13 protein-coding genes are annotated in these 13,524 nt (G+C 71.1%); 9 read left to right on the top strand and 4 right to left on the bottom strand.

The genetic code is table 11. The features are described 5' to 3' along the window. Window positions 1-9: 9 nt before the first annotated feature. From AC07RV_RS38030 to AC07RV_RS38005, 6 genes are all read left to right on the top strand, one after another. Complete coding sequence (locus AC07RV_RS38030; protein ID WP_261215218.1) at window positions 10-825, top strand: crotonase/enoyl-CoA hydratase family protein; 816 nt, start codon at window positions 10-12, stop codon at window positions 823-825. Window positions 826-863: 38 nt separating this feature from the next. Then, window positions 864-2,201, top strand: coding sequence for a serine hydrolase domain-containing protein (locus AC07RV_RS38025; RefSeq protein ID WP_296781541.1), 1,338 nt, complete (start codon window positions 864-866; stop codon window positions 2,199-2,201). A gap of 95 nt (window positions 2,202-2,296) precedes the next feature. Beyond that, window positions 2,297-2,746 carry a MarR family winged helix-turn-helix transcriptional regulator gene (locus AC07RV_RS38020; protein ID WP_296781540.1) on the top strand — a complete coding sequence of 150 codons (450 nt, stop codon included), beginning with the start codon at window positions 2,297-2,299 and terminating at the stop codon, window positions 2,744-2,746. Between the two features lie 109 nt (window positions 2,747-2,855). Beyond that, window positions 2,856-3,281: an organic hydroperoxide resistance protein gene (locus AC07RV_RS38015; protein ID WP_057595126.1), complete on the top strand. Its 426-nt coding sequence runs from the start codon at window positions 2,856-2,858 to the stop codon at window positions 3,279-3,281. Window positions 3,282-3,465: 184 nt separating this feature from the next. After that, window positions 3,466-4,584: a DUF2855 family protein gene (locus AC07RV_RS38010; RefSeq protein WP_296781539.1), complete on the top strand. Its 1,119-nt coding sequence runs from the start codon at window positions 3,466-3,468 to the stop codon at window positions 4,582-4,584. A 35-nt stretch (window positions 4,585-4,619) separates the two neighbouring features. Beyond that, window positions 4,620-5,669, top strand: coding sequence for a serine/threonine protein kinase (locus AC07RV_RS38005; RefSeq protein ID WP_296781538.1), 1,050 nt, complete (start codon window positions 4,620-4,622; stop codon window positions 5,667-5,669). Here AC07RV_RS38005 and AC07RV_RS38000 read toward each other — a convergent pair. From AC07RV_RS38000 to AC07RV_RS37990, 3 genes are all read right to left on the bottom strand, one after another. Further along, window positions 5,660-6,055: a hypothetical protein gene (locus tag AC07RV_RS38000; protein WP_093355269.1), complete on the bottom strand. Its 396-nt coding sequence runs from the start codon at window positions 6,053-6,055 to the stop codon at window positions 5,660-5,662. The genes AC07RV_RS38005 and AC07RV_RS38000 overlap by 10 nt on opposite strands. A gap of 55 nt (window positions 6,056-6,110) precedes the next feature. Then, the gene (locus tag AC07RV_RS37995; RefSeq protein WP_256223065.1) at window positions 6,111-6,854 is read right to left on the bottom strand and encodes an AP2 domain-containing protein; all 744 of its coding nucleotides are present in this window, start codon (window positions 6,852-6,854) and stop codon (window positions 6,111-6,113) included. A 216-nt stretch (window positions 6,855-7,070) separates the two neighbouring features. After that, entirely contained in the window at window positions 7,071-7,967 is an 897-nt protein-coding gene (locus AC07RV_RS37990; protein ID WP_093355264.1) for a LysR family transcriptional regulator, read from the bottom strand. A gap of 90 nt (window positions 7,968-8,057) precedes the next feature. Between AC07RV_RS37990 and AC07RV_RS37985 the strand changes: the two genes are divergently transcribed. From AC07RV_RS37985 to AC07RV_RS37975, 3 genes are all read left to right on the top strand, one after another. Next, complete coding sequence (locus tag AC07RV_RS37985) at window positions 8,058-9,746, top strand: acyl-CoA dehydrogenase family protein (protein ID WP_296781537.1); 1,689 nt, start codon at window positions 8,058-8,060, stop codon at window positions 9,744-9,746. A gap of 43 nt (window positions 9,747-9,789) precedes the next feature. After that, complete coding sequence (locus AC07RV_RS37980) at window positions 9,790-10,776, top strand: Bug family tripartite tricarboxylate transporter substrate binding protein (protein ID WP_296781536.1); 987 nt, start codon at window positions 9,790-9,792, stop codon at window positions 10,774-10,776. A 230-nt stretch (window positions 10,777-11,006) separates the two neighbouring features. Then, window positions 11,007-12,161, top strand: coding sequence for a CaiB/BaiF CoA transferase family protein (locus tag AC07RV_RS37975; RefSeq protein WP_296781535.1), 1,155 nt, complete (start codon window positions 11,007-11,009; stop codon window positions 12,159-12,161). Here the strand turns inward: AC07RV_RS37975 and AC07RV_RS37970 are convergent. Next, the gene (locus AC07RV_RS37970) at window positions 12,144-13,481 is read right to left on the bottom strand and encodes a UDP-glucose dehydrogenase family protein (protein WP_296781534.1); all 1,338 of its coding nucleotides are present in this window, start codon (window positions 13,479-13,481) and stop codon (window positions 12,144-12,146) included. The two genes, AC07RV_RS37975 and AC07RV_RS37970, sit on opposite strands and share 18 nt — an antisense overlap. Between the last annotated feature and the right edge of the window lie 43 nt (window positions 13,482-13,524).

Genomic DNA, 13,524 nt, shown 5'->3' with positions numbered 1-13,524 from the left:
GGGAACGCCATGACCGCCACGCCCACCACCCCGCCGACCGAAGGCTGCATCGACACCCAGGTGCTCGACCACGTGCTGCTGATCGGCATCAACCGGCCCGCCAAGCGCAACGGCTGGACGCCGCCGATGTTCCGCCAGCTCGCCGAGGCCTACACGCGCCTGGACGACGACCCGAAGCTGCGCGTGGGCGTGCTGCATGCCTTCGGCGACCACTTCACGGCCGGCCTCGACCTGCCCGCGGTGGCCGAGTACATGAAGCGCGGCGAGAAGGCGATCCCGCAGGGGCTGGTGGAGCCGCACGACTTCGGCCTCGAGGGCTACCGCCGGCGCACCAAGCCGATGGTGGTGGCGGTCAAGGGCATCTGCTTCACGGTGGGCATCGAGCTGATGCTCGGCGCCGACATCGTGGTGGCGGCCGACAACTGCCGCTTCTCGCAGATGGAGGTGCAGCGCGGCATCATGGCCACGGGCGGCGCCACCTTGCGCATGGCCGAGCGTGCCGGCCTCGGCAACGCGATGCTGCACCTGCTGACGGCCGACGAGTTCGGCAGCGCCGAGGCCTATCGGCTGAACTTCGTGCAGAAGGTGGTGCCCGCGGGCCAGGAGCTCGACGAGGCGCTCGCGATCGCGCAGCGCATCGCCGCGCAGGCGCCGCTCGCGGTGGTGGCCACGCGCCTCAACGTGCTCAAGGCGATCGAGCACGGGCCGCTGGCCGCGGTCGGCGAGTTCATCGAGACGCAGAAGCGGCTGTCGAACAGCGAGGACGCGGCCGAGGGCGTGCGCTCCTTCATCGAGCGCCGGCCCGCGCGCTTCAGCGGGCGCTGACGAACGCCCCGTCCCTCCCCTCTTCTTCCATCCTCACCATGACCCTGCGACTGCGCGCGGCCCTGGCCGCCCTGACCCTCTCCGCCGTGAACACCTCCCTCCACGCCCAGGCACCGGCCGCGCCCGCGGCCCTGCCCGATCCCGCGGCCACCTCCGTCGACGCGCTCGGCTGGATGCGCGGCTTTCCGCCGCCGCCCGACAAGCTGATCACCTTCGAGAACCCCGCCGGCAACGCCTTCCCACGCAACCGCTGGACCTTCTCGCACGTGCGCGAGGTCGTGCCCACCGCCAACGTGTGGCGCGGCAGCGGCGCCGCGAGCCCGCTGCCGGCCGCCACGGGCGTGACGCCCGAGCAGATCGAGGGCATCCGCTTCAAGTCGCTGTCGGGCGAGGACAGCACCGTCGCCCAGATGATCGCCAACACCTACACCGACGGCATCCTGGTGCTGCACCGTGGCCAGGTGGTGTACGAGAAGTACTTCGGCGCGCTCACGCCCGAGCGGCCGCACCTCGCGATGTCGGTCACCAAGTCCTTCGTCGGCACGCTGGCCGCGATCCTCGCCGACGAGGGCAAGCTCGATCCCGCGGCGCCCGTCACCAAGTACGTGCCCGAGCTCAAGGACAGCGCCTACGGCGACGCCACCGTGCGCCAGGTGATGGACATGACCATCGGCGTGCGCTACTCCGAGAACTACGCCGATCCCCAGGCCGAGATCTGGGACTACTCGCGCGCCGGCGGTTTCATTCCGCGCGCGCCCGGCTACAGCGGCCCGAAGACCTTCTACGAGTTCCTCGCGCTGCAGAAGAAGGAAGGCGCGCACGACGAGGCCTTCGGCTACAAGACCATCAATGCCGAGGTGCTGGCCTGGATCCTGCGCCGCGCCAGCAACCAGTCGCTGGCCGAGTTGCTGAGCGAGAAGATCTGGCGCCGCATCGGCGCCGAGCAGGACGCCTACTTCATGGTCGACAGCATCGGCACCGAGTCGGGCGGCGGCGGCCTCAACACCACGCTGCGCGACCTCGCGCGCTTCGGCGAAACCCTGCGCAACGGCGGCCGCGCGCCCAACGGGCAGCAGGTGTTCCCGAAGGCGGTGGTGGACGACATCCGCCGCGGCGGCGACCCCGCCAAGTTCGCGAAGGCCGGCTACGGCCTGCTGCCTGGCTGGTCGTACCGCAACATGTGGTGGGTGTCGAACAACGCGCACGGCGCCTACATGGCGCGCGGCATCCATGGCCAGAGCATCTACGTGGATCCGGCGGCGCAGATGGTGATCGTGCGCTACGCGGCGCATCCGGTGGCGGCGAACGCGGGCAACGATCCGCTGACGCTGCCGGGCTTCGCCGCGGTGGCCGATGCCCTGATGAAGCGCCCCTGAGTTTTCCTGCCCTCTCCCGCCGGGAGAGGGGCCCCGAAAACCCTGTCGCACAAAATACTTTGCACACAATTTAATTGAGTGACATAATTCGGCCCATGCCCTCCCTCACGCAAGACGAACTCCTGAAGCTGGACAACCAGCTCTGCTTCGCCATGTACTCCGCCTCGCTGGCCATGACCCGCCTGTACAAGCCCCTGCTCGACAAGCTCGGTCTCACCTACCCGCAGTACCTGGTGATGCTCGCCCTGTGGGAAAAAGACGGCCCCATGGTCTCCGAACTCGGCGAGCGCGTCTCGCTCGACTCCGGCACGCTCACCCCGCTGCTCAAGCGCCTCGAGGCCAACGGCTTCGTGGCCCGCGTGCGCGACGTGGCCGACGAGCGCCGCGTGCACATCACGCTCACGGCCGCGGGCCGCCGCCTCAAGTCGCGCGCGGGCCACGTGCCCGAATGCCTGCTCGCGGCCTCCGAATGCTCGGTGCCCGAGCTCGTGGACCTCACCCACCAGATTCAAGCGCTGCGCGACCGCATCCGCAAGGCCGCCTGAGCAAGCAAGCCATTTCAATCACTACAACAGGTTTCTCCCGCCGCGTGCCATTCCGGACCACGACGGCTTTCTTCAACCACCGTTCCACTTCGACCAAGGAAACATCACCATGACCACCAAGCTCGACAAAGTGCTCTATACCGCCCAGGCCCACACCACGGGCGGCCGCGACGGCGCCGGCAAATCCAGCGACGGCGCGATCGACGTCCAGCTGAGCTCGCCCGGTTCGGGCAAGCCCGGCACCAACCCCGAACAGCTGTTCGCGGTCGGCTACGCCGCCTGCTTCATCGGCGCGATGAAGGCCGTGGGCCCGAAGATCGGCGTCAAGGTGCCGGACGACGTGGCGATCGACTCCAGCGTCTCCCTCGGCCCGACGAATGGCGGCGCCGCCTACGGCATCGCGGTCAAGCTCGCGATCACGCTGCCCGGCCTCGACGCCGAACAGAAGCAGAAGCTGGTCGACACGGCCCACCAGGTCTGCCCGTACTCGAACGCCACGCGCGGCAACATCGACGTCGAACTGACGATCGCCTGAGCCCCTCGCGCTTCACGACGAAGCCCCGCTCGCGGGGCTTTTTTGCGTGCGCGCTTGTCCCGCGCGCGACGCGCGCGGCACCGGCGCGATGGCGCCTTTCACGAAGCTTGGCTAATGTCACGTGGACGCCCCCTTCCCACCCCAGCGGCCGGAACGCCGCGCAGCCACGGAGCTTCGACACGCCATGAGCACCACCCTCAGCCTGCAGATCCGCAAGAGCCAACTGGGCGACACCCGCCTCGACGACAGCACCGACACGCCACTGGCCGACGGCCAGGTGCGCGTGCGCATCGACAGCTTCGCGCTGACCTCGAACAACATCACCTACGCCGCCTTCGGCGAGGCCATGAGCTACTGGCGCTTCTTCCCCACCGGCGACGAGGCCTGGGGCAACATCCCCGTGTGGGGCTTCGCGAGCGTGGTGCAGTCGCTGCATCCGGGCGTGGCCGTGGGCGAGCGCCTCTACGGCTACTGGCCGATGGCCACGAGCGCGGTGCTGAGCCCGACGCGGCTGTCGCCCGAGCGCTTCGCCGACGGCGCCGCGCACCGCGCCGAGCTGCCGGCGGTCTACAACCAGTACTTCCGCTGCAATGCCGATCCGCTCTACACCGCCGACAGCGAGGACACGCAGGCGCTGCTGCGCCCGCTGTTCATCACCTCCTGGCTGATCGACGACTTCATGGCCGACAACGACTTCTTCGGCGCGCGCACCATGCTGCTGTCGAGCGCCTCGAGCAAGACGGCCTACGGCACCGCGTTTCAGCTGCACCAGCGCGAAGGCATCGAGGTGGTCGGCCTGACCTCGGCCGGCAATGTCGGCTACTGCGAGAGCCTGGGCTGCTACCACCGCGTGCTGCGCTACGACGCGCTCGACGAATTGCCCGCCGACACGCCTTGCGTCTACATCGACTTCGCGGGCAACGGCGCCCTGCGCGAGGCGATCCATGCGCGCTTCACCGGCCTGCGCTACAGCTGCGCGATCGGCGGCACGCATGTCGACGAACTGGCCTCCAAGGGCGCCACCCGCGAGCTCGCGGGCCCGCGTGCCACGCTGTTCTTCGCGCCCGCCCAGATCAAGAAGCGCACCGCCGAATGGAGCGCCGAGGAATTCAGCCGCCGCATGGTGGCGGCCTGGCAGGCCTTCACCGCGCGCGCCACCGATGCCGCGAGCCCCTGGCTGCGCGCCGAGCACCACCACGGCGGCGCGGCCGCGCAGGCGGCCTATGCCCAGGTGCTGGCCGGCAAGGGCGATCCGCGCACCGGCCACATCCTGTCGCTGCACGCGCACCCCGGCGGCCTCTGAAAAGCGCGCGGGGTGCGGGCGACGACAATCGCCGCATGATTCCCGATTCCCCCGCGGCGCCCGCCGGCCACCCTGCCCATCCCTACGAGAGCCTCACGCCCGACGTGGTGCTCGACGCGCTCGCGGGCCTCGGCCTGCACGGCGACGGCCGGCTCACCGGGCTCAACTCCTACGAGAACCGGGTCTACCAGGTGCACCTCGAGGACCCGCTGCCGCACCCGGCCGTGGTGGTCAAGTTCTACCGGCCCGGCCGCTGGAGCGAGGCCGAGATCCTCGAGGAGCATGCCTTCTCGCTCGAACTCGCAGCGGCCGAGGTGCCCGCCGTGCCGCCGCTGGCCTTCGGCGGCGCCACCTTGCATCGCCATGCCGGCTTCGCCTTCAGCGTGAGCCCCTACCGCGGCGGCCGCGCGCCCGAGCTCGACGACTTCGAGGTGCTCGAATGGGTCGGGCGCTTTCTCGCGCGCATCCACACCGTGGGCGCCGCGCGCCCGTTCGAGGCGCGGCCCGCGCTCGACCTGCAGAACTTCGGCACCGCCTCGCGCGACTGGCTGCTGGCGAACGACAAGCTGCCGCTCGACGTGCAGCGCGACTGGGAGAAGGCCTGCAACGAGGCGCTGGCGATGATCGCCGCGACCCCGCTTTCGAGCGCGGCGGCCGCCGGCGACGGCCCGCGCAAGCTGCGGCTGCATGGCGACGTGCACCCCGGCAACATCCTCTGGACCCCAACCGACCGACCTAACGGCGGCCCGCACTTCGTCGACCTCGACGACGCGCGCACCGGCTTCGCGGTGCAGGACCTGTGGATGCTGCTGTCGGGCGAGCGCGCCCAGCGCACCGCGCAGCTCTCGGGGCTGCTCGACGGCTACGAACAGTTCCGCGAATTCGACCGCCGCGAGCTCGCGCTGATCGAGCCGCTGCGCACGCTGCGCCTGATCCACTACAGCGCCTGGCTCGCGCGGCGCTGGGAAGACCCGATCTTCCCGATCAACTTTCCCTGGTTCGGCAGCAGCGACTACTGGAAGGGCCAGGTCCAGATGCTGCAGGACCAGTGCGAGGCGATGGCCGAGGACCCGATCTACGCCTGAACGGCCGGCGCCGACAGCCGGCGGATCTCCTCGCGCACGATCTCGCGGTGGTGGTGCGAGGGCGAGAGGCCGATGAACTGCGTGTACTTCTCGAGCGCGGCCGCCACGTTGCCGGCGTCCTCGAGGTCCAGCGCCTCGAGCATCAGCTGGGTGAACAGCCGGTTGGCATCGGCCTCGCGGCGCGAGGCCACGAGCGTGCGCGGCTGCAGCTCGGGCTGCTCGGCATAGATCCGGCGCTGCACCTCGATCAGCTCGACCATCGCGCGGCCGATGCGGTGCACCTGCTCGGTGGCCGGCTCGAGGCCGCAGGCCCGCACGTCGGCCGCGGCCTGGTCGAGCAGGTGCGAGGCCACGCGCAGCAGCCGATTCAACGATTTGAGGCTCATGGCAGCACCGCCCCGGCCGTGCCCGCGGGCCCGGCCTTGCACGCACGCGCCGCCATCAGGACGCCAGCTCCGCGCCGTCGAGCTGCCGCTTGAGCGCGAGCTGCGTCTCGCGCTCGGCGATCGCGAGGCGCTTGGCCGCCTGCTCGCCATGGGTCTTCACCGAGAAGGCCTTGCTGACGGTGCCGCGCCCGGCGATGAAGGTGATCGCCATCCAGTAGCCCGGATGGTCGGGCCGCGGCGACTTGAACTGCACGCCGCTGGTGCCGCTCGAGTTGTTGCGGCGCACGATCTCCGCGCGCGAGAGCCGCGGCGTGCGCGCGCGCGGCGCGGCATCGGTCTCGCGGCGGATCGCCTCCTCGGCCGGGTGCACGTGCGCCAGGCCGGTCATCTGCGCGAGCTGGCGCGCGCGCTCGGCCAGCGCCGCCGCATGGGCCGCGCGGTCGGCGCCGTCGACCGAGAAATAGGTCTGCAGGATCTGGTCCTCGGCGATGTAGGTCTTGGCGAGCCAGGCGCGCACGCGGCCGTCGGGCGCGACGCGGCTGTAGACGCCGGGCGCGCCGGTGCTGTTGTTGGCGCGCGGCTGCTCGGCGCGCGCGCGGCGCGCGATCGGCGGGTGCTGCCGCACGATGGCGTCGCGCCAGTCCTGCGCATGCAGCAGCGCCTGTTCGGCGCCGCCGTAGCTCGCCCGGCCGAACTGCCGGTAGTGGCGGGTTCCGTTGCGCATGACGGAGACCTCGTAGCCCCAGGGCCGGGTGAAGATGCCGTACATGGCGGCGGAATTGGGGATACCTTTGGGCATGCTGGCGTCGACACGGCCGTGTCGTTGATCTGAACCCCCTGGCGACACCCCTTTTGCATGCTCTTGAAGGCCCGGGCCACGGCGAGGTTGGCGGGAATACTAAAGCCTTCGCAAGGCCTTGGGCATCACCGGTTCCGGTAGCCCGGCGCGGCGCGGGGTCGATGCCCCGCATGGTCACGGCCCTGCCACGAAGACGGTGCACAACGGCGTGCGCGTTCAGCGCTTCGCGCTCTCGCGCAGGCTCTTCGCGAGCCCGTCGAGCAGCCGCTGCACCAGCATGTTCGGCGGCCCCGCGCGCCACACGCCGTAGGCCTCCGACGGCGTGACCTCGCGGTCGAGCGGGCGGAACACCGCGCCGCTGAGCGCCGAGTGCCGCATCGCCTGCGGCACCAGCGCCACGCCCATGCCCTGCGACACCAGCGAGACCACCGCGAGCCAGTGCCGCACCTCGTGCCGCACCTCGGGATGGAAGCCCGCGTCGGCGCAGATCGAGAGGATGCGCTCGTGGTAGTCGGGCGAGGCCTCCCGCGAGAACAGCACGAAGGGCTCGCCGCGCAGCTCGGCCGGCGCGAGCGCGCGCCGTCGCGCCAGCGCATGGCCCGCGGGCAGGCAGCAGACGAAGGGCTCGGTCAGCAGCAACCGGTGCTGCAGCTCAGGCGGCATGCGCGCGGTGTGGACGAAGCCGAGGTCGAGCCGATCGTGCATCAGCTCGGTGATCTGCACCCCCGAGTTGAGTTCGGCCAGCGTGATGCGCACCGCCGGATGCTTGGCCTGGAACGCGCGCAGCGCCTGCGGCAGGCCGCGGTAGAGCATCGCGCCGACGAAGCCGATGCGCAGCCGCCCCGCCGAGCCCTGCGCGATGTCGCGCGCCTCGAGCGCGGCCTCCTCGGCCTGCTGCAGCAGCCGGCGCGCCGACACACGCAGCGCGTCGCCCGCGGGCGTGAGCCGCACCTCCTTGCTGTTGCGCTCGAACAGGCGCGCGCCCACCGTGTCCTCGAGCTGGCGGATCGCCACCGACAGCGGCGGCTGCGAGATCGAGAGCCGGCGTGCCGCGCGCCCGAAGTGCAGCTCTTCGGCGAGCACGGAGAAATAGCGCAGGTGACGCAGTTCCATGAATAGGCAAATCGAATCGAGCAAGACCCAAACGATATTAGACACGGATCGTCACGGCTTGAACAATGGCGCGAATCCAGGAGACAAGCCATGCCCGAGACGCCTGCCGCGCCTGCAGCGCCCGCCGTTCACCCCATTCCCGACCGCCACGGCCAGAACCTCTACAGCGTCGACACCGAGCTGCAGTCGCTGCTCGCGCTCTACCTGCCCGAGGACCTGCTGCGCCACCTGCGGCCGCACTTCGAGCGCCTCGGCGGCCTCGCGGGCGGCAGGCTCGACGAGCTGGCCGGTACCGCCGACCGCAATCCGCCCACCCTGAAGCAGCGCACGCGCACCGGGCTCGACGAGCAGCAGGTGATCAAGCATCCGGCCTACGTCGAGATGGAGCGCCTCGCGCTCAGCGAATTCGGCCTGGCCGCGATCTCGCACCGCGACGAGACGCTGGGCTGGAAAGGCCGCATGCCGCCGCTCGTGAAATACGCGCTGACCTACCTGTTCGTGCAGGCCGAGTTCGGCCTGTGCTGCCCGGTCTCGATGACCGATTCGCTCACGCGCACGCTCAAGAAGTTCGGCGCGCCCGCGCTGGTGCAGAAGTACCTGCCGCGCCTGACCTCGCTCGACTTCGACGAACTCGCGCAGGGCGCGATGTTCATGACCGAGCAGGCCGCGGGCTCCGACATCGCCGCCACCGCCACGCTGGCGCGGCGCGAGGCCGACGGCAGCTGGCGCCTCACCGGCGACAAGTGGTTCTGCTCGAACCCCGACGCCGACTTCGCGATGGTGCTCGCGCGCGCCGAGGACGGCATGGCCGGCATGAAGGGCGTGTCGCTGTTCCTGCTGCCGCGCCGGCTCGATGACGGCCGCCTCAACCACTACCGGATCATCCGGCTCAAGGACAAGCTCGGCACGCGCTCGATGGCCAGCGGCGAGATCCGGCTCGAGGGCGCGCTCGCCTTCCTGGTCGGCGAGGAAGGCCGCGGTTTCGTGCAGATGGCCGACATGGTCAACAACTCGCGGCTGTCGAACGGCGTGCGCGCCGCCGGCCTGATGCGCCGCGCGGTGGCCGAGGCCGAGTACATCGCCGCCGAGCGCCAGGCCTTCGGCCGCACGCTCGACCAGATGCCGCTGATGCAGCGCCAGCTCGACAAGCTGCGCGTGCCCGCCGAGCAGGCGCGCACCATGGTCTGCCAGACCGCGCTGGCGCTGGCGCGTTCCGATGCCGGCGAAGCCGATGCCTACGCGCTGCTGCGCATCCTCACGCCGCTCATCAAGTTCCGCGCCTGCCGCGATGCGCGCAAGGTCACGGGCGATGCGATGGAGGTGCGCGGCGGTTGCGGCTACATCGAGGAATGGAGCGATCCGCGGCTGGTGCGCGATGCCCACCTGGGATCGATCTGGGAGGGCACCAGCAACATCGTCGCGCTCGACGTGATCCGCGCCGTCAAGCGCGAGGGCTCGCTGCCGGTGCTGCGCGCCCATTGCGAAAAGCTGATCGCCGAAGCCGAACCGGCCCCGGCCTTCGCCCAGGCGCTGCGCGATGCGCTGGCGCGCGCCGCCACGCTGGCCGAGACGGCCGCGCGCGAAGGCGGCGACGTGCTCGCGCGCCAGGCCGCCTCGGCGCTCTACCACTGCACCAGCGCGAGCGCGATGGCCTGGGAGGCCGCGCGCACCGGCTCGGCCGCGCGGCTGCGCTGGTCGCAGCTCGCGCTGCTGCACCGCGTGCTGCCGCGCGACCCGCTCGCGCCCGATGCGCTGCCCGCCGACTGGACCGCGGCCTGAGCCCTGCCCCCCGGACACCCGAACAAAGAACGGAGACCTCCTCTTGAAACACCTCGCTTCCCTCCTCGCGCTGGCCACCGCCTGTGCCGGCCTGCTGGCCGCGGCCCCCGCCGCGCAGGCCGACACCGCCTTTCCCTCCAAGCCGATGACGCTGGTCGTGCCCTTCCCGCCCGGCGGCCCCACCGACGCGATGGCGCGCACGCTCGCGGCCGAGATGAAGGACCGCATGGGCCAGCCGATGATCGTGGAGAACCGCGCCGGCGCGGGCGGCAACATCGGCGCCGAGTACGTCGCGCGCGCCGAGGCCGACGGCCATGTGCTGCTGTTCGGCACCTCGGGCCCGCTCGCGATCAACGCCAGCCTCTACCGCAAGATCAACTACGACCCGGTGAAGAGCTTCGCGCCCGTGATCCAGGTCGGCTACCTGCCGAACATCCTGGTGGTGAATCCCGCGCTGCCGGTGAAGACCGTGCCCGAGCTCGTCGCCTATGCCAAGGCCAACCCCGGCAAGCTCAGCTATGCCTCCTCGGGCAACGGCGCCTCCTCGCACCTGGCGGGCGTGCTGTTCAACTCGATCGCCGGCACCGACTTCCAGCACATCCCCTACAAGGGCACCGGCCCTGCGCTCAACGACCTGCTCGGCGGCCAGGTCAGCATGACCTTCACCGACATCCTCACCGCGCTGCCCTACGTCAAGGCCGGCAAGCTGCGCGCGCTGGGCGTGGCCACCCTCGCGCGCTCGCAGGCGCTGCCCGAGGTACCCACGATCTCGGAGCAGGGCTACAAGGGCTACGACGTGAGCGTGTTCTTCGGCATCGTCGCGCCCGCGGGCACGCCGGCCGATCGCGTGGCGAAGCTCAACCATGCCTTCGCCGAGGTGCTGAACTCGCCCAAGGTCAAGCAGATGTTCGCGGCCCAGGGCCTCGAGGCCAGCGCCGACACCTCGCCGCCGAAGCTCGGCCAGTTCATCGCGAGCGAGTCGGTGAAGTGGAAGGACGTGGTCAAGAAGTCGGGGGCGCAGCTCGATTGATGCTGGCATCCGGGGCGCGATCACGCCGACGGGGTACCTTGCTCCGCGCCTGAACCGCCGGCACCACCAGAGCGCCTCTCGTGCGGAGGGCATCGGGTGCTCCCCGCAGCGAAATCAAGGAGGAGGCCGAAGGCCGGGGGACATTCGCGGAGGGGGAGTACCCGATGTCCTCCGCACGCGCCCCGGACCTTCCCCCCGGACAAATCAACGCAAAGCATGAAGGCACGCAAATGACTTCCACCCAAGGCGCACTCGCGGGCATCCGCGTGCTCGACATCTCCCGCATCCTCGGCGGCCCCTACTGCGGTCAGATCCTCGGCGACCATGGCGCCGACGTGCTCAAGATCGAGCCGCCGCAGGGCGACGACACGCGCACCTGGGGCCCGCCGTTCAAGGATGGCGTGGCTTCCTACTACCACGGCCTCAACCGCAACAAGCGCGTGCAGCACCTCGACTTCTCGACCGAGGAAGGCCGCGCCGCCCTGCTCGCGCTCGTGGCCGAGGCCGACGTGCTGATCGAGAACTTCAAGACCGGCACCATGGAACGCTGGGGCATCGGCTACGAGACCCTGTCGCAGCGCTTTCCGCGCCTGGTCTGGTGCCGCGTCTCGGGCTTCGGCGCCGACGGTCCGCTCGGTGCGCTGCCCGGCTACGACGCCGCCGTGCAGGCCATGACCGGCATCATGAGCGTCAACGGCGAGGCCGAGGGCGGGCCGCTGCGCGTGGGCCTGCCCGTGGTCGACATGGTGACCGGCCTCAACGCCGTCATCGGCGTGCTGCTCGCGCTGCAGGAACGCCAGCGCAGCGGACGCGGCCAGTTCGTCGAGGCCGCGCTCTACGACAGCGGCATCTCGCTGCTGCATCCGCACGCCGCCAACTGGTTCATGGACGGCAGCGCCCCGCGCCGCACCGGCAACGCCCATCCCAACATCTATCCCTACGACGCCCTCGCCACCGGCACCGACCCCGTGTTCGTCGCCGTCGGCAACGACCGCCAGTTCGCGAGCCTGTGCGGCTGCATCGGCCTGCCCGCGCTGGCCACCGATCCGCGCTTCGCCACCGCGGGTGTGCGCTCGGTGAACCGCGACGCGCTCAAGCAGCGGCTAGAGACCGCCATGGCCGCCTTCGACGGCCGCGTGCTGGTCGAGCAGCTCATGGCCGCGGGCGTGCCGGCCGCGCCCGTGCTGCCCGTGGCCGCCGCGCTCGAGCATCCGCACACCGCGCATCGCGGCATGGTGGTCGAACTCGAAGGTGGCTACCGCGGCATCGGCGCGCCCGTGAAGCTGGGCCGCACGCCCGCGAGCTACCGGCATGCGCCGCTGACGCCGGGCGATGCCTTCCTGCCGCGCGCGGACGACGAGGCGACCTCAACCGCGGCGCACTGAGCGCCCACGGCCGATGCCGTAGCAGGCGATACCGGCCGCCTCGACCTCGGCCGGGTCGTAGAGATTGCGCCCATCGAACACGGCACGTGCCGACAGCCGCGCGGCCATGCGCGCGAAATCGGGCCGGCGGTAGGCCGCCCATTCGGTGACGAGCACGAGCGCATCGGCGCCGTCGAGTGCAGCCTCGGGCGCATCGCACCAGGCGATGCCTTCGCGCTCGCCGAGCAGCGCACGCGCATTCGGCATCGCAGCCGGGTCGTGCAGCCGCAGCCGCGCGCCGGCGGCCAGCAGCCGCTCGATCAGCACCAGGCTCGGCGCATCGCGCATGTCGTCGGTGTCGGGCTTGAAGGCCAGGCCCCACACGGCCAGCATGCGCCCCGCGAGCGTGGCGCCGAAATGGCCCACGACGAGTTCGAAGAGCCGCGACTTCTGCGCCTCGTTCACCGCCGCCACCGCGGGCAGCAGCCGCAGCGCGGCGCCCTCGCCCCCATGCTGCAGCGCGCGCAGGTCCTTCGCGAGGCAGGAGCCGCCATAGCCCGCGCCGGCCTGCAGGAAGGCCGGACCGATGCGCGCATCGGCGCCGATCGCGCGGCGCACGCTCTCGATGTCGGCGCCCGCCTGCTCGGCCACGCGCGCCATCTCGTTCATGAAGCTGATGCGGGTGGCGAGCATCGCGTTGGCGGCGTACTTCGCGAGCTCGGCCGAGCGGCGGTCCATCACCAGCCACTGGCGCGCGGGGTCGCGCATGAAAGGCCGATAGAGCTCGGCCAGCAGCGCGATCGCCTCGGCATCGGAGGACCCGACCACGATGCGGTCGGGCGCACGGCTGTCGCGCACCGCCGAGCCTTCGCGCAGGAACTCGGGGTTGACCGCCACCGCGATCCGGTGCGTGGCACCGCGCCGCGCCAGCGCGTCCTGCACCACCGCCTCGACCCGGTCGGCCGTGCCCGCCGGCAAGGTCGACTTGCAGACCAGCAGGCCGTCGCGGTCGCGGTGGCGCCCCACGGCGCGCGCCACCTCGAACACCGCCTCGAGGTCGACCACGCCCTCGGCATCGGCCGGCGCATTCACCACGATGAAGAGGATGTCGCCATGCCGCGCGGCCTCGCCGGCATCGTCCGTGAAGCGCAGCCGGCCGGCCGCCGTCTCCTGCGCCACCAGCGCGCCGAGCCCCGGTTCGTGCAGCGGCATGCGGCCCGCGCGCAGGCCCGCGATGCGCGGCGCGTCGGTGTCGGCGCACAGCACCGCGTGCCCGGCCTCGGCCATGCAGGCCGCGAAGCTCAGGCCCACGTAGCCCGCGCCGAAGACCGCGAGCTTCAAGACAGCGGCCCCGCGGCGGGTCGCGCCCATGAGCGATGGCACT

This window comes from Variovorax sp. GW821-FHT09B01 (genome assembly GCF_059418345.1).
This window is presented reverse-complemented; position numbering and strand designations above follow the sequence as displayed.